This is a genomic window from Aliiglaciecola lipolytica (assembly GCF_018860635.1).
Classification (GTDB): Bacteria; Pseudomonadota; Gammaproteobacteria; order Enterobacterales; family Alteromonadaceae; genus Aliiglaciecola; species Aliiglaciecola lipolytica_A.
On the sequence record NZ_JAHKPT010000025.1, the window covers coordinates 399,319 to 423,804 of the forward strand.

Sequence of the window (24,486 nt, forward strand, 5' to 3'; positions counted from 1 at the left end):
GCGCTTTGGAATTATCAAATTGTAGACTTTAGTGAATACTATTTGCCAATTGTAAGATTAGAAACAACGTTTTTCACGTCGTCTGTATTCTCGGCAATAGTTACCGCTAAATCACGTTCAGCGTTTGAGTCTAGCGTACCTGTTAGGGTCACCACACCGTTTTCAACTTCAACTTCAATGTCAGTACCACTGACTTCAGATTCGAATAGTAAACGGGTTTTAACCACAGACTCCACTTTTGAGTCTTTCAGGGTTTGCATTATTTGGGCGGTGTCAGAATCATCTTCATCTTTGATAACGGTTAATTGATTATCAACCTCTTCTACACCTTCAAGTGACAACATTAACTCTTCTGCTAACGCTTTATCCACATCGGTATCAACTTTACCGGTTAGGACAATCACGCCATCATTTACGTCAGTATTAATGTCGAAAGAATCTAGGTTGCCATTGAATAATAAAGTTGTTTCAGCTTTACCGTCAATCCATGCATCTTTTGCTTTATCTGACCATTCGTTTTCTGCGTTAGCACTCATTGAAGCAGTTGTTAAAGCAGCGGCTATAATTAGTGAACAAGTAGTACGTTTCATATCAGTCTCTCCTTTTTGTTTAGACACTTTAGCTAATGCCAATTCGATGCCAACTTATAACTCATTGTTTTTTATATAAATTAAATAATTCCCATGTTCATAGCGTAAAAGGAGTATGTATTTTCGAAATACTCAAATGTAATTTCTACAGCTTTAAGCGCAAGCAAATTTTTCACTGATTAGAAGTATTCGATATTGGCAATTAGAGATTTTGCGGGGCGGTATTTGCAGGCTTGTAAAATAAACTTCAGCGCTACTTAGCGCTGAAGTTTATGGAAGCTGTAGGTTATTAGTATGTAGCAGATTTAACGACAGTGACCTTGTAGAGCAGTGATACAGATCATCACCTAAGCATTTCACTAAATGGTTTATTCTAGTTGCTCTACAAGATCTAATTCAAAGTTTCAACAGTTAGAAGAGTTTTAACATTTTGTGCTATTTTGACAAAATCCTTTGTGTCTTTTTCAGTGTATTGTGCGCTTTCTTTGCCTTGCTCAATAGCATGCAGTTGACGTTGAATCACCCTATGGACGTCGATCTTATCTGATACCAATGCAATACGTTCTAGACTCTCAAGTAGCCGAATTGTCACCGCCACAGAGCCGACAGCATATTGACGAATCTGATCAAATGCAGAGTTCGCTAACCCCACAAAATCATAAGGTTTGCGAGATAATCTTAATCGGCCACTTTGATCAAAATATTGTCCGGCGTGCAACTTTTGATTGGATAAGTTACATAGCACTAAACACAATTTATCAACGCAGGTTATCGCCGTATAGGGATCATTAACCCCTGGAGATAGCGCGCGTACCGCGATTTCTACCATTTGGTGTATCGCATATTCAGGATCTTGAATCGGTGTTCTATTACTGCCGATGACACAACATTCATTTACCGCGTTATTTAAGTCACTTGTAATGGGCGTCAGACTCTTCACGCTAGCCAGTTCCGTGCTTTGGTTAATCAGATCGCCGGGTCGCCAATTCAACTCGATTAAAACATCATGCTCAGTGGCGACATCAAGTAACTTATCATTACTTAAAAGTTGCAAATAGCCACTTTGCTTCGCTTTCACTGACAAGGTATAAGAAAAGCTGCTGTCCGCCTTATTCTGTAAAACAGAGGTTTGCTCATTACAAAATAACGGTTCTATTGCGTGGTTTATTTCCTCACACAATTCATTAATGACGTTATCAGCTTGAATTGAACGGGCTACATGATGAATAAAATAGATGAGAACAATGACACTAAATAATGTGGCCAGTAGACACCAAATAATAGCCAAGCCCATTTTGATGCCTTGATTTGAATCCAGACTCATGGAGTAAATTAGTACTACGCAGTATGAGAAGATTGAAATGAAAGTTCCTAGTACGACTTGGGTTCCTCTGTCGTCCATAAAATTACGAATCAAGCGCGGACCAAACTGAGAAGATGCTAAGGTTAAGGTAACAATTGTTATTGAAAACGCGATACTAGTAACCGTTATCATTGAAGCGGCGATGGTATTAAGTAATGAAAGAAGCGTGCTCTGATCGGTTTGATAGAGGAAAGGTAACCAATCTAAAGCCCCCCAAGCTTGAGCATGATCAATCCATACCATTAACCAAGCTGAAGTAATCGATGTCACAACCATAAGTAGCGGGACAAACCAGAAACTAGTCTTTATTGAGTCAAACAGTTTATCTAATCTGGCTAGGTTTTTCATTCATACATCCTTATTGTAACCGCCACCGCCAAGCAAACATGAAGTAACCTCACTTTCGTGCATCGAGTGAGGTTACTAAATCAATTTATTTTTTCGATCTTTTCTTGGCAAAAAGTAGCATGCTAACTACCAGTATAATCATAAATAGACCAAAGGAAGCCAAGAATGTGTAGATTGGACTGCCACCTGCTAGTCCGGTAGATGTCACAAAAAATCCTACACTGATGACAATTGCGATAATAATTATTTTAAAGTCCATAAATCACCTCATCTGAAAATAAAAAAGGGCTCATTGAGCCCTTTTATTCTGCGTGAAAGCGCTTCGGGTTGACATTTATTAACAGTCTTTGTCTTCTGCTTTAACGCCTTCTTTAACGTCTTCGCAAGCATCTTCTAGCGCATTACCTGCGTCTGTTACCATTTCATCAACTTTCTCACCAGCGTCCTCTGCAGGACCTTGCTCACAAGCGGCTAGAGCGAATACTGAACCAGCGATTAGTAAGATTTGTAAAGTATGTTTAAAATTTTTCATGTGTATCTCCATTAATTATGAATTTTTATAAAGTTCATTTAGCGTGATGATCGAGTTCTCTATACTTTCGGACCTTTACCGCGTACGGCATTGGCTACGAGTGAAATCACCAGTAAAACTACGAAAACAAAAAAGATGATTTTAGCGATACCAGCTGCAGTACCTGCAATTCCACCAAAACCAAATACAGCTGCAATAATTGCGATAACCAAAAATGTTAGTGCCCAGCTCAACATGATATTCTCCTTTTGTTTGTGTTCGATATTCTTAATGCGCATTACGTGCCAACATCGAACAACAAAGTAAGTCATTGATATATAAATAAAAACAATAACTCTAAATAATCCCTACACCTTCAACGTTGAGTTTAATTTGCAAAAAGTACACTGAATCTAGAAACTTTTTCACATCTACAATGTGATTGTTCTGTATTTGCTTGGTTGAGCTGATATTGCTTGACTATAAACGCTTAAATTTAGGTTGGCTGTCATGCTTAGTTCTTTTGACATAGGTCAAAGCAGTATTTAATTGATAGCGGTGAGCACTAGTCAACGAAGTATTTCGCTGCATAAACGGCTAGCTATCCGAACTAATCTTAGTTTCATATTAAAGTGTGAGCGTCATTGCCCAAAGAGGGGGAAGAGTTTAAGCCAAGCACAATTAAGGTTAACTATGCTTGGCTATGTAACTTCGATATTAGATGCAAACCTTGCCGTATCTGGAATATGGCGCGATTAGCAAACCGGCGAATAATTACCTTGCCAGTATTTGCGCGGCTTGCTTTGCAAAGTAGGTCAAAATGCCGTTTGCTCCAGCACGTTTGAATGCCACCAAAGATTCCATGATTACGGCTTCTTCATTTAACCACCCATTTTCAAATGCAGCTTTGTGCATCGCGTACTCACCACTAACTTGATAAACAAAAGTGGGAACTTGAAAGGTATCTTTGCAACGCCGAACTATATCTAAATACGGCATACCTGGTTTAACCATCACCATATCTGCACCTTCTTTTAAATCAAGTGCGATCTCGTGAAGCGCTTCATCGGAATTAGCAGGATCCATCTGATAACTATGCTTATTTCCCCCTTTAATATTGCCAGCTGAACCGACTGCATCACGAAAAGGGCCATAGTAGTTTGACGCGTATTTAGCGGAATAAGCCATGATACAAGTATTAATATAGCCATGCTGTTCTAGGGCTTGCCTAATCATTCCAATACGTCCATCCATCATATCTGAAGGAGCAACGATATCTGCGCCAGCTTCCGCGTGTGATAAAGCCTGTTTCATCAATACTTCACAGGTTTCATCATTTAAGACATAACCTGACTCATCAATCAAACCATCTTGTCCGTGAGAGGTAAAAGGGTCGAGTGCGACATCGGTAATCACCGCAATATCAGCAACATTCTGTTTTATTGCTCTTACCGCTCGCTGTGCTAAACCTTCAGGGTTAAATGCCTCGCTCGCACAATCCGATTTAATATCGAGGGGAGTCACGGGAAAAATAGCGATAGCGGGTATTCCTAGGTCGACCAATTCTTTAGCTTCTTCCACCAATAAATCAATAGATAGACGCTCTACACCTGGCATAGAGGGGACCGCAACTCGTTGCTGTGTGCCTTCAACAACAAACATGGGGTAAATCAAATCCTTCGCAGTTAGGGTATTTTCTGCCATCATCTCCCGGGTGAAACTGTGTTTGCGCATTCTTCTCATACGGTTGGCAGGAAACTTTTGATCGAACATAGAAATATTTACCTCTTTAGTTATTTATACAATATCGCGGGCGTGTAAATGTATACTTCTCACCCGGTTTCGGCCATCTCGTTTCGCCTGATACAAAGCCTTATCGGCACTCTCTAAAAGATTTTTTTCATCCTCTACACCGCTCACGATAGTAGAAGCAACGCCAGCACTAATGGTGACTTTGAGTTGTAATTCATCAACTTCGGTAACGGTGTTTTCAATGATTTCTCGGAGTCTTTGTGCCAATGCTTTAGCACCTTCAAAATCAGTATTCGGCAATATAAGAGCGAACTCCTCTCCACCGTAGCGACAGGCATCATCAGTTGTGCGTTTTAAATTCTGTTTTAAAATGTTAGCCACATTTTTAATTACTTCGTCACCGGCAACATGACCATAAGTGTCATTAATATTCTTAAAATGATCTATGTCCAGCATGATTAAGGATAGATCAGAGCGCTCGCGGCGACAGCGTCGAGCCTCTGCTTGGAATTTTTTATCAAAGTGTTTACGGTTGCGAATACCGGTCAGACTATCGGTACGGGTTTGCTGTTCTAGCTCATTGTTTGTTTCAGACAACTCCCGCAGTGCTATTTCGAGCTCTAGGGTACGCTCCTGAACGTTATATTCTAAACTCTGCTGGGCTTGCTCTTTTAGTTTAAGTGCTTCCTCTTGCGCTTCTCGGGCCATACGTTCTTCAAGCAAAGCGAGTTCCTGACTCTGATATTGCTCCTCGCGCTGAATGGAGTACGAAATAACTAAAACAAAAGCCAACATAAAGGTTTCAATGGCCGCACCTAACATAACAAAATATTGTGCTGGCACATCTATCTCGAGTAGATTTGCGCTTTCTAGTCCTGCTAAAACGCCAGAAACAAGTAAAACCGACCAAGCAAGCAGATACAAACGTGCGAGTTTAACTCCCCGTAACATCATTAATAGTGAAACCACAAACACCAAAATAGATGCGAAACATAAGATCACAAGGAAATACATAATGTAGTAATAGTAAGGAATGCTTAAGCTCGCAAAAACGGATAACAGAAGCCACCACACTGAATATTTCAATAATTGATCTAAGGTTCTACTATGTTTGTAAACTTCCAGTAACTGTCGTGTACATATGCATGCGAATAAAATGGTGAGGGTGGCGAAAATGCCCACGCTGCGACTTTGTAGCCATACCCAATCTGGCCATATATATTTAAATCCAATACCGTGCAACGTAGCAAGAGTTAGTGCAATCGATACCACGTATAAACTATAACTTAGGAAGCTGGGCTTTTTGGTTGAAACATAAAAGAATAAATTACTCAGGGCCATTGCCAGCATAAAACCGAAAAACAGTCCCAATAGTAAATTTTGCTCACCATTGTAAATCAAATACTCTTTTTCTTCCCAAACACGCAGCGGCAATTTCACAGTGCCACTTGTCTGCACTTTGACAATGGCTGAAATTCGTTTCTCCGAATTTGGTACAGGAAAGAGTAACTTTTCATTTTTTATCTGACGGGAATTAAACGGATAACTGTCACCTTCGTGGTATTCCGAAATCAATTTTCCATTACTAAAAAACCATATATCGACTTTGTCGAGCATGACGTAGTCGATTTCAATTAATTTTGGATTTTCACTAAGGTTGTTGGGCAGAAAAAACTTAAACCAATACGGCGTTTTGCTCATTCCATACACTAAAAAGTCTGAGCTTTCTTGATTCCACTGTGAATTTTGATATTTTCGCAACTTCTCTATAGTAAGAGAGTTCGTGGGGTCCTCAAGATAAAGGGTGCCTTGATTTATATCGAGTAAATAGTTGTTTGTAGAACCTAGTTTTGCGATGGACAAAATACTGATTAATCCAAACAGTATAATTAGGCCAATAAACCAAGTTTTGTGGACGCCCACAGAATTTTTATTAATGTTCAAAACTTGCGCCTACTGCAAATAAATCCATAGTATTTTGCCAACAGTTTTGCTTCAAGTCCTGTAGCTCCTGATTACGTAAATTTGCAATAAATTCAGCAATGTGCGGAATATGAGCGGGTTGATTGTTACGGGACTTTGCCTTTAGCGTTTTAGGAAATAAATAAGGAGAGTCTGTTTCCAAAAGCATTCGTTGTGATGGTAATTTTAATACGGCTTCACGCAAAGATTCACCACGCTTAGGGTCACAAACCCAGCCTGTAACACCAATGTAGAAACCTAACTCTAAATAGGCTTCCATTTGAGCGAGGCTGCCAGTAAAACAATGGACCACAGCCCCCGATAATTTGGGGGAATAGGCTTTTAACAGGGCGATTTGTTCAGCAAATGCGTCTCGTTCGTGCAAATAAACCGGCAACTGTAATTCGCAAGCTAATTCCAACTGTTGCTCAAATACCCGCAATTGTGTCTGTGCTGGCGAGAAATTACGATTGAAATCCAATCCACATTCGCCAATAGCAACAACCTTTTGGTTAGTCGCTAGGTTTTTGAGTTGTTGGATAAAGTCGGGGGCGGCATCTTTTGCATAGTGCGGGTGAATACCCGCACTGGTAACCAAATTGTTTGGAAATTGTTGGGCTATCGAAAGCGCTTCTTGGCTTTGCTGGATATCAGTACCAATGAGTAAAATACCAGTTACGTCATTATTAAGGGCATGGTCAATAGCATCCGGAAACACTAAACGCTTATCCGGTAAGTTTATGCCTATATCAAACCAGTGGGTCAAACTAGTAGGCCTGACTCAGCATTATGCAACCAACAACCTTGATCGGTCTTTCTATACTGCTCATTAAGAGAACACTCCTTGAAACATCTTGTTTATCCCCATAATTCATGGGCTAGGCACAATTTTATAATTTAAATACTATAGCCCATTAATGTATCACAAGGATTTACCCTAGTGTGCATAACCTCAGGGTAACTTGCTTCGCTGTGAGGTTAGTTAATACGCTTCACTCTAATACGGCGATTTTGACTATCTTTTCCTAAATGATAGGAACCTAGTGCACCGCGTTCTATATAAATTACTTCATTGACCTTCACTTTAAAATTAGTGGCTTCCTGTTCACGCCAAATATGTCCATTGTCTAATTTGAAAACAGCCCGTTTAAGGCCATCTTTAGTGACTTCAACCACAGTTGCATAGATTTTATCATCGGTATCTTCAGGCAGCTTTGCTTGCCTACCAAATTCAGCATTACGCTGACTTTTCGTTGCGTTTTCAGGCTTAGCTTCTAGTACAATATTTTGCTCAGAATTTTGCGCTGCTAACTGATTATTTGCAGGTAAAGGTGCCGGCACTTGCATCAAGTCCTGCAACCCGCCGTAACGGTTTAATTGATTGACGATTTTGTCATAACAAACTAGGCGCTTTAAACTATTTTGAACTTGTCCACAGTTTTTAAGAGCCTCACCAACGGTTTCAGCTTGTGCTGACACAGTAGTGACATAAACACAAACTGACAAAAACAATATAATTAATTTCTTCATGATACTTCCTGATTTTTTTCTTTTTCTTGTTGTTCGTCTTCGTCATCTGCTTTTGGTGTATATAACGCCCCAATAATAATTCCTATTTCAAATAGTATCCACATGGGAACAGCTAATAACGATTGCGAGATTATGTCGGGCGGTGTCAACAACATCCCCACAACAAACACACCCACTATGACATACGGCCTTTTCGCCCTTAGCGAGGCTGCATCGGTAATTCCAGCCCAACACATCAGAATCACCGCTACCGGAATTTCGAAGGCGAGTCCAAAGGCAAAAAACAACTTCAATACAAAGGTAAGATAACTACTAATGTCCGTTGTGAATGCAACACCGTTAATTTCTATACCTGCGAAAAACGCAAATATGACCGGGAAGACCACAAAATAGGCAAAGGCAATTCCAGCGTAAAAAAGCAGTGTGCTTGAAAGCAAAAGAGGCGCGATCAATTTTTTCTCGTTGCGATAAAGCCCTGGTGCAATAAATCCCCAAATTTGATAAAGCACAAAGGGTATTGCTAGAAAAAATGACAATACTAACGTCAGTTTAAAAGGCGCAAAAAATGGCGCCCCAACATCAGTTGCAATCATTTGGGAATTATCAGGCATTGCGTTCAACAACGGCGTGGCCAACAAATGATACAAATCTTGAGCAAAAAACGCTAAAGGTACGAATACCACTAGTATGCTCAAAACCGCTTTGAGCAAGCGGCTTCGCAATTCAATTAAATGAGAAATAAAACTATTAGGATCAGACATTTAAGATTTATCTTTATCGTAAGGCTTATTGACAGATGCTGCGGATGCTTTCAGTTCATCAACTGTTTTTTGCAGATCCGGAGATAAATTTTCTAGACCTTGCTGCTCTGCTTTTTTGAGGTTTTCATGCAATTCATGAACCCGTAACTGCTCTTCTACTTCCTGTTTAAAACCCGAAGCCATGGAGCGCACACTGCGAAATGTTTTCGCCACACTGCGCATTGCTCCAGGCAGCCGTTCAGGGCCAAGCACTAATAAAGCGAGCACACCCACAACCAGTATTTCTAAGAACCCGATATCAAACATAAGCTAGCTTTTCTTTTCGACTATTCAGTTTTTTGCGGTTGCTTTTCAGCTTCATTTTGTTGCTGGACATTTTGTTCTTTGGATTCAATCTTTTCTTCAGTTTTTTTCGCTGTGTCTTCTTCGAAATCAGCATCTTTATCTGATATTGCTTTCTTGAAACCTTTAACAGCAGAACCCAAATCACCACCTAAAGAACGTAATTTTTTGGTTCCGAACAACAATAAAACGATAACCAAAACAATCAACAATTGCGCCCAACCAATATTACCCATTTGAAAACTCCTATAAATTTAGTAAGGCTATTATACGTAGCTAAATTGAAACGTCACTGGATTTGATACATAGATAAAAAAAGAGCATGATTTATAGACCCAATTTGGAGCAATAAGTTTGCCTAATTTAAGAATTGTTGCATTATTCTTTCTAATTTTACATTTTAGCAATGCCGCTGTAGCCCAAGAAGAGCAGGACGTGTGGCTTGATTCTATGCATAAAAATATTTCCGAGTCGGTATTAGACACGGCACAATGGTTTGATAATTTTTTTGCAAATGAAAACCTTCAAGAAGACCAAAAAGCACTTGGCGAAGTGCGTCTTCGACTCGGAATAGAGCCTCGGTCTCGAAATTTAGAGGAATTTGAGGCGCGTTTGAAGGTCAGAGTAAAGCTACCTAACCTAAAAAATCGCGTTGATTTGATACTTACTGATTTTGACGAAGAGCAAGACGACCGAGTCGCCAGCAGCGGAAGTGGTGAATTTGCTCGTGAAGATAGTTTTAACTTAGCGCTACGTTACAAGGTGTCACCTGATAGCGGACTTTCCCATCGAATCGGTTTTGGTCGCAGATTTCAATACTACGCGAAGTCTAGATACCGAGATGCCATAGGTCTGAGTGATTCAGTGGAAATGCGCTACGACGCATCAATCTACTATTATAACCGAGATAAATTAGGTACCTCCTTCAGTCTTACCTTCAACTACGACTATTCAAAAAACTTACTACTTAGATATCACAATCGCTTTGAATATAGAGACAAAACTAATGATTGGTTATGGCAGCATAGTTGGCAGGGTTTCAAACAACTTGATGATTCGAGTGCTGTCATCTACGGTTATTACATCGAAGGTATAACTCGGCCAAATTATCGATTAGAAGAATATTTGGTCAGTGTTAAATTACGTAAACAAACCGATAGAAGTTGGTTATTTTACGAAGTTGAACCTTTTGTGTTGTGGCGTAGAGATGAACAGTTTTCAGCATCCTATGGCATCGCTTTGCGAATTGAAGGGTATTTTGGCGAACGTTAACCCTGATTTCGCAACAAAAGTGCGCTACTTTTTTAAATAAATCGTACCTTATATGTTTGATGAAACCGTTCAACATATATAAAAGGGGGATACATGGGATTGTTAGTGGATGGAAAGTGGGTCGACCAGTGGTACGACACTGAATCAAGTGGTGGCAAATTTGAAAGACAAGCTTCTAAATTCAGAAACCAAATATCAATCAAAGCAGATGCAAAGTTTAAACCCGAGTCCGGTCGTTACCACTTATACGTTGCATTAGCTTGTCCATGGGCACACCGAACACTTATTTTCCGAAAATTAAAGGGCTTAGAGCCTCATATTGATGTATCAGTGGTGGCCCCAGACATGTTAGAAAATGGTTGGGAATTTTCTGACTTTCCAGATGCAACAGGGGATAAATTATTTAATTTTGATTTTATGCATCAGGTATATACCAAAGCCCAAGCTGATATCACGAGCCGGGTGACAATTCCGGTGTTGTGGGATAAAAAAAACAATTCAATTGTTAATAACGAATCTGCTGAAATAATTCGAATTTTCAATTCTCAGTTTAATTCACTGACAAATAACCAGATTGATTTTTACCCTGAGAATTTGCGCGTTGAAATTGATGAAGTAAACGAAAGGGTATACAACACTGTAAACAATGGTGTTTACAAAGCTGGCTTTGCCACTAATCAAATGGCCTATGAAGACGCCGTTATTCCATTATTTGAAACCTTAGATTGGCTCGATAAACGACTATCTAAACAACGATATTTAGTAGGTCAGCAAATTACAGAGGCTGATTGGCGCTTGTTTACTACTTTAATTAGATTTGATCCCGTTTATGTTGGGCATTTCAAATGTAATATCCGCCGCATAGCTGATTATCCAAATCTTTCAGGCTATTTGCGTGAGTTATACCAATACCCTCAAGTAGCAGACACAGTCAATTTTGTGCATATTAAACGACATTATTATTTTAGCCACACCCAGTATAATCCAACCCAGATTATTCCCGCGGGTCCGATAATGGAACTAAACAAACCTCACAATCGTGATTTGTTAGTGTAAGTCAATTACATGCAACATCAGAACTCAAGGAAATTGAGCAAATTACAAAGTTGTTTACAGGGAATAAGAGAATAGCGCCGCTATTTAAACTCAGCGCTATTCTCGCAATCAAACCTAAAGAGTTACTACCACTCTTCCACGAACCTTGCCATTCAGCAGTTCTTTCGCGGTCTCTATTACGTCACTTAAGGTTATATTGTTCGCAATATCATCTAATGTCGTTGGATCGAGTAATTCACCTAGGCGTTGCCATGCTTCAATACGATCTTCTAACGGACGCATTACACTATCAATCCCCGCAAGGGTAATCCCGCGTAAGATAAATGGTGCGACTGATGCTGGAAAATCCATACCTTGGGCTAAACCACACGCAGCCACGGTTCCACCATACTTAAGACCGGCACAGATATTTGCTAGGGTATGGCTTCCCACTGAATCAACGGCCCCAGCCCATCTTTCTTTTCCAAGGGGACGGCCTGCTTCAGATAAAGATGCTCGGTCGATGATCTCACTGGCTCCGAGCTTTTTCAAATAATCTGCCTGTTCAGGGCGGCCTGTTGAAGCGACCACCTGATAGCCCAATTTCGCTAGCAAAGTGATTGCAAAACTTCCCACCCCACCATTAGCACCGGTGACCAAAATATCGCCTTTGTCTGGCGTCACACCATTTTTTTCAAGAGCAATAACACAAAGCATCGCCGTGTAACCAGCAGTACCTATAGCCATAGCTTGGCTAGCAGTAAAAGCCTCAGGCAAAGGAATTAGCCATTCACTTTTAAGTCGTGCTTTTTGCGCTAGACCGCCACAATGCACTTCCCCGACTCCGAAGCCGTTTAGCAATACTTTATCGCCAACTTTAAATTTATCGGTCTCAGAGTGCTCAACCGTGCCCGCCAAATCAATTCCTGGTACCATAGGAAACTTACGAACAACTGGACTTTTGCCCGTTATGGCCAAACCATCTTTATAGTTCAAGGTGCTATGAGTCACTTTAATAGTAACGTCACCTTCCGGCAGAATGCTGTCATCAAGCTCTTTCAATTCAACCTGATATCCGTTGTCGTCTTTGTTAATTAATATACCTTGAAACATATAGCCTCCGAATATAGACCAATCGTCTATAAATAGTTAAAACGAATACCTAAATACTATCTAGGTAATCCCGCAATAAATTGTGATAAAAAGTTGTTAAGGGGTTCGGCATCTTGTACTAATCTAGCCCGACTCACGGCACCTTCCCAGCCCACCCAAAAAAACTCGGCTTGAAGCTGACAATTTGCCTTAGCAGAAATCAATTTTTGCTGCTGGGCTTCTAATAAACAAGCTTCTATGCGAGCTTGCCAGTCAGTGAAAATATTGAGTAGCAATTGTCGATAGCTTTCTGGCAAAACATCGACTTCTTGTCCAAGGTTTCCGACTAAACAACCCCGTTTGTACTGATGTTTTTGCATACCTGATTTAGCGTCTTCAACAAAATTGGATATTCGTTGAATAGGATCGATATCGCTATTTAACAGGTGGCTGTCTAACTTCTTGGCAAAGTAACTTGCATAACTTTCTATAACTGCACGCCCAAACACTTCTTTACTAGCAAAATAATGATAAAAAGAACCTTTAGGTACGCCTACTTTTTTTAGTATTTTATCAATACCCGAGGCGAAAAAGCCTTGCTCAGTTAAAAGCTCTACGCCACTGCGGATTAATTCAGCTCGCGTATCCTGATTTTCACGTGCCACCTTAGGTGGTCTTCCGCGCTTGGGAATTGGTATTTTTGATGTGTTCATAGGTATATAATAGACCGACCGTCTAGTAAAATGCAAAAATAGTTTTAAATAAGGCGATCTAATTAAAAATAAGGAGTTAATATCGAGCCGATACTAGTGCCTAAACCACGCATAAATCCAAGCACCCAAACCACTTCCCGCCATTAAAACACTGGGAATAAAGCTATTTATGTAAAGCGGCAAGAGACCGGACAAAATAATCAGTGTGGAGCCAGTGAGCACATAAAATAAGTTTTTTTGAGCCCGACGTTGCTGTAATTGCTGCTGTTCAAAATGTTTTTGTTGTAGCGCAGGAAGTTGTTTAACTTGTTTTAAACTGTCATAGATCAGATCAGGAATTTCAGGTAACTTTTCTGACCAAAATGGTAAGTTAGCATTAATTTTTTTAAACATAGCCACAAAGCCAATCTGGTCTTTCATCCACTGCTCCAAAAAGGGCTTTGCCGTCTGCCAAAGGTCTAACTGGGGATAAAGCAAGCGTCCTAAACCTTCCACATAAAGTAAGGTTTTTTGCAGTAACACCAATTGCGGCTGCACTACCATATTGAACCGCCGAGCAGTGTTAAATAGCTGCAACAACACATTACTAAAAGAAATTTCCGCCAAAGGTTTCTGAAAAATAGGCTCACATACAGTGCGAATAGACACCTCAAAGGCTTCAATATCGGTATCTGCAGGGACCCAGCCAGAATCCACGTGCAATTCTGCAACCTTACGATAATCACGATTGAAAAACGCAATAAAATTCTCAGCTAAATAGCGCTTATCGTCTCTATTTAACGTACCCACGATACCAAAATCAATAGCGATATATTGTGGGTTTTCTGGGTGCATTTTTGAAACAAAAATGTTTCCTGGATGCATATCTGCATGAAAGAAACTATCACGAAACACTTGGGTAAAGAAAACTTCGACACCTCGTTCAGCTAAAAGCTTCATATTGGTATTCTGAGCTTCCAATGCTTCAATATTGGAAATGGGAATACCATAAATGCGCTCCATTACCATCACATTGGTTGAGCAATAATCACTGTATATCTCTGGTATATATAACGAATCAGCGCCATCAAAATTGCGTTTCAATTGAATACCGTTTGCCGCTTCTCTTGCTAGATCCAATTCTTCAACAATGGTTTTTCTATATTCATCTACTACTTCAACCGGTCTTAACCGCTTACCATCGGGCAATAATTTTTGTACTGCAAATGCCAGTGAATGCATTAATTCAATATCAGCATGAATAGTGCCAGCAATATCTGGTCGAATAACCTTAACGATCACTTCTTTGTTGTTACTTTTTAATACTGCGCTATGAACTTGTGCAATGGATGCAGAGGCTAAAGGAGTGATTTCAAACTCTGAAAATAACTCATTCAATTCAGAGATATTTAAAGCACGTTTAATGATTTCAACGGCCACGGCACTATCAAAAGGTTGCACTTTATCTTGCAAGATAGCCAATTCATCAGCAATTTCAGCAGGCAGTAAATCCCGACGAGTCGACAGCATCTGCCCAAACTTAATAAATACCGGACCTAGGGTTTGCAACGCCAGTCTTATTCTCACCCCTAGCGGTTTATCTGGATGCTGGTTACGTAACCAAAATTGACAAGACCTGCCCAGCTTGGCATACCAAGGTAGCCAGTGTTCAGGAATTAATTCATCTAATCCATGTTGCAATAGAACTTTGTTAATCTTATATAGGCGAAGAGTCCGCATTGGTTTAACTGCTCTGCTTGTTTGATGAGGTGCTGGATTGGTTTTCTAAGCGACTTAACTTTGCTGCAAGCCTGTCGGTAGCACTGCGCAGTTCATTCACCTGGTCACAAAAATCTACCACTAAAATAGCTGGCGCAGCGATGCGCTTTTCTTCAATTGCCGCATCTGCCAAGGTAACAGCTAGCCGATTAGCCTGACTTTTTGCAGTTTGAATGAGTTTTTTGCCTGCTCTAAAGGTTTTATGCGCTAGCATGTCACCTGTATATTTTGATAGCTGTTCTTCCCAATCAATATCTAACTCAGTCATTAACTGACTAAACTGTTGAGCAATTGCCACATCACCTTCTAGCACAAGTTCACCGTTTTGAATCAAACGGGTTATTTGGCTGGTGTCCTTTAACTTCTGTAAAGTGGACAACGACAATGCTAAGTGGCAATCAGTATTAATCTCTTCATCAGGCATAGCAACTAATACATCTACTTGATCAGAAAAACTAAAGGTTAACGTCCATGGTAATTCATGAATATCAACGCTGAGCTGTTTTCCTACCATTTTTTTGAGTGCAAAAACGGAACTAGGATCAAGCTTCAGTAGATGATTAAAAATACGTTCAATGCCAGAAGACACTAATTGGGCTGCAGGCATTAAAATTTGAACCCTCTGTGCAGCGCCACTATGCCACCGGTTAGATTGTGAAATGTGGTTTGCTCAAACCCCACAGCTTCCATCATACCTTTTAAGGTCTCTTGGTCAGGATGCATTCGAATTGACTCTGCCAAGTACTGATAACTTTCACTATCATTGGCCACTAACTTTCCCATTTTAGGCAATAAGTGGAACGAATACAGATCATAAGCTTTGCTTAACATGTCACTTTGCGGTTTTGAGAACTCCAGTACCAACAAACGACCACCGGGCTTTAATACACGGTACATAGAAGCCAAGGCTTTGTCTTTGTCGGTGACATTACGCAGTCCAAAAGCAATGGTAATGACGTCAAAATAGTTATCTGGAAACGGCAACATTTCGGCATTAGCTTGAACATAATCTAAATTGCCAACGACCCCTTTGTTTCGCAGTTTATCGCGGCCTACTTTCAACATGGCGTTGTTAATATCGGCTAATACCACCTGCCCAGTTTCGCCAACGATTTTAGAAAACTTTGCGGCTAAATCACCGGTTCCACCAGCTAGATCTAAGACCTTATGTCCTGCTCTAACACCACTACAATCGATGGTGAAGCGTTTCCATAAACGATGAATCCCCATAGACATCATGTCGTTCATAATGTCATATTTGGCCGCCACCGAATGAAATACATCGGCCACCATGGACGCTTTTTCGGTTTTGTCTACTTGTTTAAAACCAAAGTGAGTTTGCGAGTCTTCTTCTCGAGTGACTGGCGAATCTTCAGCAGTCGACACAACACTTACTTGATCCACTTCGTTTGTCTCAATTTCAGACTCAGGGACGTGACTATTGCTCATGGTATTTCCTTTTAAACTAATCTCATCAGTTTACCGAAAATCTTCATGCATGACTATTAAACCTGAACCTAGAATCACTATTCAACTTGAACATGGTTATCACCTACACTATAAGAAATAATTTGACTGATTTCTTGCAGTGAAAGATTGCTCTGCTGATGAAAATCGTTAAATGCGTTTTGCATAGCCGTTAAACTGCGTTTAGATGAAGCAGAGCCGCTGATTACATCTCTTTTGGCAAAATAGCTCACCACATCTTGGCTAAGAATAAACGTATCTTTACCCAAGGCGCGCAATGCGTAAGGTCCGGTATTGCCACCTAAACGTGCGCCATGTTTTTTCAGATATGCCCATAACCCAATAATATCGTGAGTGGGCCATTGGGCCACAAACTTGGCAAAGCTACCTTTGTCCTGTTTAACGGTTTGAATCATTAATGCGTTTTCACGAATGGTTTTTACTTTGTTGTAATTACGAATAATACTGGGATCTTGGGCTTTTTTTTCGAGCATCTCATCTGGCATTAAAACGACCTTTTCAATATCAAAATTGAAAAATGCTCGCTCGAAATTAGGCCACTTATCCCGCACTACTCTCCAAACAAAACCTGATTGGAAAACCTTTTTACTGAACTCTGCTAAAAAACGATCATCACCAATAGCTTCTATCTTCTTAGGTGTCAGTGGCTTCGACAACAATAGAGCTAATTTTTTAGGACCTCCTTTACGCTCACAGGCTCGTTGGTAAAGGTGTTCAAATGTTTCTAAAGTTGCCAAAAGCACACTATCCTTTTTTAATTTGATTAAGCGGCAATACCCGAATGGCGTAATAATGCATCAACGCTGGGCTCTCTTCCGCGGAATGCCACAAATAACGTCATCGGCTCTTTACTGCCGCCCATTTCCAGAACATTGTGTAAAAAGTCTGAACCCACTTGCGGATTGAAAATCCCTTCTTCTTCAAACCGACTAAAGGCGTCAGAACTTAATACTTCTGCCCATTTATAGCTGTAATAACCAGCCGCGTAACCGCCGGCGAAAATATGCCCAAAGCTATTTTGAAAACGATTAAATTCCGGAGCTTTAAGTACCGACACTTTTTCACGCACTTTTTGAATAAATTCTTGCACATTAACCGGATTTTCTTGCTGGTATTGTTCATGTAAGGTGAAGTCGAACAAACTGAATTCTAATTGTCGCATCATTTGCATCGCCGATTGGAAATTACGCGCTGCTAACATCTTGTCTAACAGGTCTTTGGGCAAGGCTTCGCCTGTTTCATAGTGCCCCGATATGAATGCTAGCGCTTCGGGTTGCCAACACCAATTTTCTAAAAACTGACTAGGTAACTCCACTGCATCCCATGGCACACCATTGATTCCTGAAACGCCGGCCACATCTACCTTAGTTAGCATATGATGAATACCGTGACCAAACTCATGGAACAAAGTAATGACTTCGTCATGGGTAAACAGCGCAGGTTTGTCGCCCACGGGTCCATTAAAGTTGCATGTTAAGTAAGCCACAGGATATTGTAATTGCCCGTCGATTCGCGTTCTACGAACCTGACATTCGTCCATCCACGCTCCACCGCGCTTGCGAGGCCGCGCATACAAATCTAAATAGAAACTACCACGCAATTCACCGTCACTGTCGACAATATCGTAAAACTTAACATCTTTATGCCACACATCAACGTTTTGACGCTGCACAATATTAACTTTGTATAAACGTTTAACCACTTCAAACAAGCCAGAGACCACCTGCTTTTCTGGGAAATAGGGGCGCAATTGTTCGTCTGAAATGGAATATTGTTGCTGTTTTAGTTTTTCACTGTAGTAGGCTAAATCCCATGCTTGTAATTCTGTTACCTGATGTTCAGCCTTGGCGAATTGGGTGACTTCTTGAAGATCTTTTAAAGCTTGCGGTTTTGAGCGTTTTGCTAAGTCTTCTAGGAATCCAGTAACCTGCTCAGTAGACTCGGCCATTTTAGTTGCTAGCGAACGTTCAGCGTAACTTGCAAACCCCATAAGATTGGCTAACTCATGACGCAAAGCTAAGGTTTCTTCAATAATCTGGGTATTGTCGAACTCGCCTGCATTAGGACCTAGCTCTGATGCACGGGTGGTGTAAGCGCGATACATTTCTTCTCGCAACGAACGGTTGTCGGCATAGGTCATAACGGGCAAATAACTTGGAATATCTAAGGTGAACAACCAGCCCTCTAGATCTTTGCTTTCAGCCAATTGCTTAGCTGCTTCTAAGGCAGAATCTGGTAACCCCGCCAATTCAGATTTGTCAGTAATATGTTTTTGCCAAGCCAATGTCGCATCCATCACATTATTGCTAAATGTAGAGGATAAATCTGACAGCCGACTTTTAATCTCACCATAACGTTGCTTTTTACTATCTTCCAACGCAACCCCAGACAAGGTGAAGTCGCGGATACCATTATCAATAACTTTCTGCTGCGCAACCGAGAGTGTGGCAAATTCTTCAGAGTGCTTAATCTGAGTATAAGCATCATAAAGACCTTTATGCTGCCCAACCCAAGTGCCATAGGAAGATAATAGTGGTAGACATGCATCGTGGGCTTCACGCAACTCGTCATTACTCACAACAGAGTTCATATGCGATACTGGTGACCACAGCTTACCCAAAATATCATCTATTTCGTCAATTGGTTGAATGATAGTGTCCCAATTCACGGTCTCTTGCTCTAATACCCTATTAATAGTGTTTTTACAGTTCGAAATCGCCTCTTCTATTGAGTCTTTTATTTCGCTAATTTTGATTTGCGTAAACTGAGGCAAAGACTTGATATCTGATTGAGAATGATGAGTGGCGACTTGATTCATAAATGTATCCATTAATATTTTAAGGGTTGGAACTTTGTACGTGAGGCCTTATAAAGGCAATTACAAGAGATAGGCAAATATATTTATTACCTTCATGAACTTTTTGTCTGAAAATTGAATCCACAGGATTTGTGCTTCTTATTCATCTACAATAACCTAATTAATACAACTAACTTCAGGATAAAACATGGCAGATTTTGATTACATATGTATCGGCGGGGGCAGTGGTGGAATTGCTTCAGCAAACCGCGCAGCAAAGTATGGCAAAAAGGTGGCAATAATTGAGGCAACAGCGGTTGGCGGCACTTGTGTAAATGTGGGCTGTGTTCCTAAAAAAGTGATGTGGTTCGGCGCCCATGTCGCTGAAGCCATAAACCTATATGCACCAGACTACGGATTCGATGTCACAATCAATAAATTCGATTGGAAAACCTTGGTTGCAAGCAGAGAAGCCTATATCAAGCGCATTCATGGTAGCTACAGCAGCGGCTTTGAGAAAAATGGCGTTACTTTAATTTCAGGTTTTGCTACTTTTGTAGACAAAAATACCGTTGAAGTGAATGGCAAACAATATACCGCAGAGCACATTCTTATTGCTACTGGCGGTCGCCCTACCATACCAAAGATCCCAGGTGCAGAATTGGGAATCGACTCTAACGGCTTTTTTGAATTAAACCAACAACCTAAACGTGCGGTTGTGGTTGGTGCCGGATATATCGCTGTAGAGCTAGCAGGTGTAATGCACGCTTTAGGTACAAAAACCGATTTAGTCGTGCGTAAACACGCGCCATTAAGAAGTTTTGATACTATGTTATCCGAAACCTTAGTAGAGCTTATGGCTCAAGATGGTCCTACTCTGCACACTCATGCTACTCCCACACAGGTAATTAAAAATACAGATGGTTCGTTAACCATTGAATTTGAAAACGGTACCAGTATTGAAACAGACTGTGTTGTTTGGGCCATTGGACGTGAACCTGCTAATGATAAGATTGGCATCGAAAATACTGGCGTTGAACTCAATGAACGTGGATACATCAAAGTCGACAAATTCCAAAATACCAACGTAGATGGGATCTATGCGGTAGGCGATAACATTGGTTATGTTGAACTCACACCTGTTGCGGTTAAATCAGGACGTTTATTGTCTGAGCGTTTATTTAACGGTCAGACTAATGCACACATGGATTATTCTCTTATCCCAACAGTGGTATTTAGTCATCCTCCAATCGGCACTATAGGTTTAAGTGAAGATGAGGCGATCAAAGAATACGGTGCTGACAACGTTAAAGTATATAGCTCTAGCTTCGCGGCTATGTACACAGCAGTGACGAAACATCGTCAAATGACTCGAATGAAACTAGTTTGTGCAGGTGAGGAAGAAAAAGTCGTCGGCTTACATGGCATAGGTGCCGGTATGGACGAGATTCTGCAAGGATTTGGCGTGGCTATGAAGATGGGCGCTACTAAAGCTGATTTTGATGCTTGCGTAGCCATTCATCCTACTTCTGGAGAAGAATACGTCACTATGTGACCCTAGCCGACTAACAAAGCGAACCGTTTCTCCCTAGTTTTGGCTGTCAATACAGTCGAAACTAGAGGGGTTTACTAAGCCAATACCTTGGGCTAATAATCTAATCTGCAGCTTCGATATGTTTTTCAAGCAGGTTAACTAGAGTGTCATATTGCTGTTCCATGGTCACAAGCAAACTTTCAATCGCGGCAATATTCGGTTTATGAGCTTCAATCTCTATATTACCAAAGGTTTCATGTAGCTGCATTGCACCAATATCTCCACAAACACCTTTAAGTGAATGACTCAATTGGCAAATTTCTTCTAAAGATTGACTCTGGACGCTGCCTCGCAACTTTGCAATTTTGTCTCCAGTGTTTTGCAAAAATATATTACATATTTTGTTCAACAGGTTTTGATTATTCATCAACCGGGTAAGTGCTCCCTGTTTATCCCAAACCACGCAAGAGGTAATAGCTTGGGCAATAGATTGTTCCGTATCTCCACTGTCATTAATAATTTTAACCTTGGGTTTAAACACAGATAACACCCACTTAGTCAGTTTAGTTATCAATTTTTCAGCAGAAATTGGCTTAGTGACATAATCATTCATGCCAGCCTCTAAGCATTTTTGCCTTTCTCCCAGCATAGCATTTGCGGTCATAGCTATGATTGGAACATCAATATATAACTGACCAGCCTCACCGTTACGGATTTGCGCAGTTGCTTCATAACCATTCAAAATCGGCATTTGGCAATCCATTAGTACACAGTGAATAATTTCCCCACTGGCAGCAGATGCGAGCAATTTATCGATTGCTTGTTGTCCGTTGGCAGCTCTCACTGTTTCTACTGAAGTAGGTTTTAAAATGCCTATTGCCACCTCGACATTTATATCATTGTCATCCACAACCAATACTCTAGCACCGGTTAATTTACTGTCTACGGGAAGATCCACGTCAGTTATTTTAGGCTTGTTCTGCTCTGCATTGGCGTCGGCTAACGTTTGCTTTTTGTCGGTATATTTCAATAAAAACTCTGAAATAGACACGGGTTTAGAAATATAGATGGGCTTAAGACGTTTAAACATGGTTTTGGCATCACGAGTATTATACAACATGGCCACTTTAGCAGAGCTGTTGTTGGCATATTCTATAGCGTCCCAGCAATGTTCAAGTAACAGTGCCCGAGGATCAAGTTGATCAACAATAAAAATGTCAGGCAATTTTGCCGGCAGTTCAGTATTCGATTCTAAGTAGCCGGTAATCTCATTATCAGGCATGACCTTAGCGCCGAGTTTGACGACCATATTACATAGACTTTGATGGAGTTGTTGATTCGCGACTAAGATGGTAACGAGTTTGCCACTGAGATGTTTCTCTGGACGTTTGAACGTCACGTTAACATTGGGGATATGTACTTGGAAATGAAACGTACTGCCTTTGCCTTTTTCTGATTTGAAGGTCACTTGGCCATTGAGTAATTTACTCAATTGTTTGCATATCGATAGTCCAAGGCCTGTTCCACCGTACTTAGAAGCGATAGCACTGTCTTCTTGGGAAAAGGCACTGAATAATCGTTTCTGATTTTCTTCTGCGATGCCTATTCCAGTGTCTGTCACCGCGAAATGCAGACTGCAATGATTATCATCGAGTTGTTCTGAATAGGCGTTGACTAAAATATGTCCCTGATTGGTAAATTTAATTGCATTATTTAAAATGTTAGTAAGAATCTGTGAATAGCGATGCGGATCACTGATGATTGATTCACACTTTATATCAATGCTATCAAGTATAAATTCTAGGCCTTTCTCTTGCGCTTTGACTGCCATACTTCCGCACAAGCTTTCAATTAATTTACCAGGTTTAAATGCTTTGTAATCCAGGTCTAATTTACCCGCTTCTATTTTTGATAAATCTAAAATGTCGTTAATCAACACCGAGAGCGAGTTAACACTCACTTCCGTCATATCAAGGTACTGTAACTGTTGTTCACTAAGTGGTTCTTTTTTAATGAGATTTAAAGTGCCAATTATACCGTTAAGTGGGGTGCGCATTTCATGGCTAATGTTAGAAATAAACGCGCTTTTAACATCGCTCGCTTTTTCCAATTGGGCGGTACGTCGAGCGACTTTCACCTCTAATTCAGCGTTTACTTTACGGATTTTTTCATCGGCCTTTTTTAAGCTAGTAATATCCCGTGTAATCACCGCAACTCCACTGAAAGTAACGCCATCTTGAAGAATTGCAGACAGTGAAACCAGCAGCTTAATGTTTTGATCCTGCTGTAAACAGGTTTCTAAAGACTGCTGACTCACGCCACTTGCCAATTTATGAATAAGTTCATCAAAATTGACCTCAGGAAATAACGATAGCTCCACAACACGCCGACCTTCTACTTGCTCGAAATCTAAACCAAATAACGCCTTTGCGGCGCGATTCCAGCTTGATATTCGCCCATCGGTTGTTAACCCGAAAATAGCATCTTGCGAGCCATTAACAATAGCCTCGGATTCCGCCCTTGCTTCAGCTAATTCCTGACTTCTACGCAACCCTCTCTGAAAAACCGCCAAAACGATTACTATTACAATAAATACAACAAATAAAATGGCATAGACATTGGTTCGTCTTTGCATCGCTAAATCACTTATTACTGCCTCTGGGGTTAGAATATGAGAGAGCAGAAAGCCATCATTAAAATCACCACTGATAATTAATTTTTTAGCAGAAGAATAGAACTCTCCTGTTGGGTAGTGTTTCACTCTAGTAATATCGATTTGACTGCCCAAGTCTAGTTTCTGATTGTAATAACTGTCCCAACTTGCTTCTGGGTTTAGATCCTTGCTGTACATTAGTTCTGGATTAGGATGCACCAGAAAAAAGCCGTTACTATCGGTTAAGATTAGTTGGTTCGGTTTATCAACAAGGCCTTGAATCGAATTCAGCAGTTCACTGGCATTGATATTTAGGATTAAGAAACCTAAACGTTCGATTTGATTATTGAATACCGGTATAGATAATCTGAGCATAGGACGATAAGGAAATTCTATTTCGCCAAACTCACGATTTAGTGAAATTTCGGACAGATAAATTTGCCCCGCAGACAGTTTTATACTTTGCTGGTAGTAGTCTCTCTCGCTCTTGTTTTGCAAGTGAGCATCGCCTACCACTTTTATGCCACCGCCACTTCGTTCAACGCGCACTAACTCTTTGCCTTCATTGCCAATGCCGATAAAGCGCATTTGTTCGTACTCTGAATTATTTTCAACAAAAGCTACAAAGATAGTTTCTAACCTTTGTTTCCATTGTTCATGAGTAGAACCATCTACTTCAGAATCTTGCACCATAGTATTGGCAAAACCTTCAATAGGAGGTGTACCAAACAAAAAGCGTAAGTCATTTCGATATTTGGAAAGGGATTGTTGTACCTGAGTGTCAATTCGACTATTTGTTACCCGCTGATTCTCTTCAACTAAAGCCATAATAGTAGTATTAATTTGAGTTTCGAAAATGATAATAGCGATAGAAATTATTGATACAAATAGAAAAAAGGTAGGTATAAATAAGTTTTTCCCGCCATACCAAGATTTTATCTTGGGCAAACGTGGCTTTATTGACATTAAATACTCCGTAGAAAAA

Annotated in this window: 22 protein-coding genes; 3 read left to right on the forward strand and 19 right to left on the reverse strand. The window is 40.5% G+C overall.

Going from position 1 to position 24,486, the window contains the following annotated elements:
- Window positions 1–38: 38 nt before the first annotated feature.
- From KO530_RS14240 to tatA, 11 genes are all read right to left on the reverse strand, one after another.
- Window positions 39–590, reverse strand: coding sequence for a BON domain-containing protein (locus KO530_RS14240; RefSeq protein ID WP_216049106.1), 552 nt, complete (start codon window positions 588–590; stop codon window positions 39–41).
- A gap of 391 nt (window positions 591–981) precedes the next feature.
- Window positions 982–2,301: a DUF2254 domain-containing protein gene (locus KO530_RS14245; RefSeq protein WP_216049107.1), complete on the reverse strand. Its 1,320-nt coding sequence runs from the start codon at window positions 2,299–2,301 to the stop codon at window positions 982–984.
- Between the two features lie 337 nt (window positions 2,302–2,638).
- On the reverse strand, window positions 2,639–2,833 hold the full coding sequence (locus tag KO530_RS14250) for a hypothetical protein (protein ID WP_216049108.1): 195 nt from the start codon (window positions 2,831–2,833) through the stop codon (window positions 2,639–2,641).
- 59 nt (window positions 2,834–2,892) lie between these two features.
- Entirely contained in the window at window positions 2,893–3,069 is a 177-nt protein-coding gene (locus KO530_RS14255; RefSeq protein WP_216049109.1) for a DUF1328 domain-containing protein, read from the reverse strand.
- Between the two features lie 517 nt (window positions 3,070–3,586).
- Entirely contained in the window at window positions 3,587–4,585 is a 999-nt protein-coding gene (gene hemB / locus KO530_RS14260; protein ID WP_216049110.1) for a porphobilinogen synthase, read from the reverse strand.
- A gap of 24 nt (window positions 4,586–4,609) precedes the next feature.
- Window positions 4,610–6,508 carry a sensor domain-containing diguanylate cyclase gene (locus tag KO530_RS14265; protein WP_216049111.1) on the reverse strand — a complete coding sequence of 633 codons (1,899 nt, stop codon included), beginning with the start codon at window positions 6,506–6,508 and terminating at the stop codon, window positions 4,610–4,612.
- Window positions 6,498–7,292 (reverse strand): TatD family hydrolase, encoded by a 795-nt coding sequence (locus KO530_RS14270; RefSeq protein WP_216049112.1) that lies wholly within the window; start codon window positions 7,290–7,292, stop codon window positions 6,498–6,500. Before KO530_RS14270 ends, KO530_RS14265 begins: the two co-directional genes overlap by 11 nt.
- Before the next feature lie 212 nt (window positions 7,293–7,504).
- Complete coding sequence (locus KO530_RS14275) at window positions 7,505–8,056, reverse strand: hypothetical protein (protein WP_216049113.1); 552 nt, start codon at window positions 8,054–8,056, stop codon at window positions 7,505–7,507.
- On the reverse strand, window positions 8,053–8,817 hold the full coding sequence (gene tatC, locus KO530_RS14280; RefSeq protein ID WP_216049114.1) for a twin-arginine translocase subunit TatC: 765 nt from the start codon (window positions 8,815–8,817) through the stop codon (window positions 8,053–8,055). The genes KO530_RS14275 and tatC overlap by 4 nt, the downstream gene beginning before the upstream one ends.
- Window positions 8,818–9,123 (reverse strand): Sec-independent protein translocase protein TatB, encoded by a 306-nt coding sequence (gene tatB / locus KO530_RS14285; RefSeq protein ID WP_216049115.1) that lies wholly within the window; start codon window positions 9,121–9,123, stop codon window positions 8,818–8,820.
- Window positions 9,124–9,143: 20 nt separating this feature from the next.
- Entirely contained in the window at window positions 9,144–9,395 is a 252-nt protein-coding gene (gene tatA / locus KO530_RS14290) for a twin-arginine translocase TatA/TatE family subunit (RefSeq protein WP_216049116.1), read from the reverse strand.
- Between the two features lie 118 nt (window positions 9,396–9,513).
- Between tatA and KO530_RS14295 the strand changes: the two genes are divergently transcribed.
- Window positions 9,514–10,431, forward strand: a complete 918-nt coding sequence (locus tag KO530_RS14295; RefSeq protein WP_252729262.1) for a hypothetical protein — start codon at window positions 9,514–9,516, stop codon at window positions 10,429–10,431.
- A 93-nt stretch (window positions 10,432–10,524) separates the two neighbouring features.
- On the forward strand, window positions 10,525–11,487 hold the full coding sequence (locus tag KO530_RS14300) for a glutathione S-transferase family protein (protein ID WP_216049117.1): 963 nt from the start codon (window positions 10,525–10,527) through the stop codon (window positions 11,485–11,487).
- Window positions 11,488–11,601: 114 nt separating this feature from the next.
- Here the strand turns inward: KO530_RS14300 and acuI are convergent, their stop codons facing one another.
- From acuI to prlC, 7 genes are all read right to left on the reverse strand, one after another.
- Window positions 11,602–12,579, reverse strand: a complete 978-nt coding sequence (acuI, locus tag KO530_RS14305) for an acrylyl-CoA reductase (NADPH) (RefSeq protein ID WP_216049118.1) — start codon at window positions 12,577–12,579, stop codon at window positions 11,602–11,604.
- A 56-nt stretch (window positions 12,580–12,635) separates the two neighbouring features.
- Window positions 12,636–13,271 carry an acrylate utilization transcriptional regulator AcuR gene (gene acuR, locus KO530_RS14310; protein ID WP_216049119.1) on the reverse strand — a complete coding sequence of 212 codons (636 nt, stop codon included), beginning with the start codon at window positions 13,269–13,271 and terminating at the stop codon, window positions 12,636–12,638.
- Window positions 13,272–13,364: 93 nt separating this feature from the next.
- On the reverse strand, window positions 13,365–14,990 hold the full coding sequence (gene ubiB / locus KO530_RS14315) for a ubiquinone biosynthesis regulatory protein kinase UbiB (protein WP_216049120.1): 1,626 nt from the start codon (window positions 14,988–14,990) through the stop codon (window positions 13,365–13,367).
- 4 nt (window positions 14,991–14,994) lie between these two features.
- Window positions 14,995–15,636, reverse strand: coding sequence for a ubiquinone biosynthesis accessory factor UbiJ (locus KO530_RS14320; RefSeq protein ID WP_216049121.1), 642 nt, complete (start codon window positions 15,634–15,636; stop codon window positions 14,995–14,997).
- Window positions 15,636–16,478 carry a bifunctional demethylmenaquinone methyltransferase/2-methoxy-6-polyprenyl-1,4-benzoquinol methylase UbiE gene (gene ubiE, locus KO530_RS14325; protein ID WP_216049122.1) on the reverse strand — a complete coding sequence of 281 codons (843 nt, stop codon included), beginning with the start codon at window positions 16,476–16,478 and terminating at the stop codon, window positions 15,636–15,638. Before ubiE ends, KO530_RS14320 begins: the two co-directional genes overlap by 1 nt.
- Window positions 16,479–16,555: 77 nt before the next feature.
- Window positions 16,556–17,254 (reverse strand): DNA-3-methyladenine glycosylase I, encoded by a 699-nt coding sequence (locus KO530_RS14330; RefSeq protein ID WP_216049123.1) that lies wholly within the window; start codon window positions 17,252–17,254, stop codon window positions 16,556–16,558.
- 26 nt (window positions 17,255–17,280) lie between these two features.
- Entirely contained in the window at window positions 17,281–19,335 is a 2,055-nt protein-coding gene (prlC, locus tag KO530_RS14335; RefSeq protein ID WP_216049124.1) for an oligopeptidase A, read from the reverse strand.
- A gap of 187 nt (window positions 19,336–19,522) precedes the next feature.
- On the opposite strand from prlC, the gene gorA reads away from it, so the two are divergent.
- Window positions 19,523–20,869, forward strand: coding sequence for a glutathione-disulfide reductase (gene gorA, locus KO530_RS14340; protein WP_216049125.1), 1,347 nt, complete (start codon window positions 19,523–19,525; stop codon window positions 20,867–20,869).
- 100 nt (window positions 20,870–20,969) lie between these two features.
- On the opposite strand, the gene KO530_RS14345 is transcribed toward gorA, so the two are convergent.
- On the reverse strand, window positions 20,970–24,467 hold the full coding sequence (locus KO530_RS14345; RefSeq protein ID WP_216049126.1) for an ATP-binding protein: 3,498 nt from the start codon (window positions 24,465–24,467) through the stop codon (window positions 20,970–20,972).
- Window positions 24,468–24,486 lie beyond the last annotated feature (19 nt).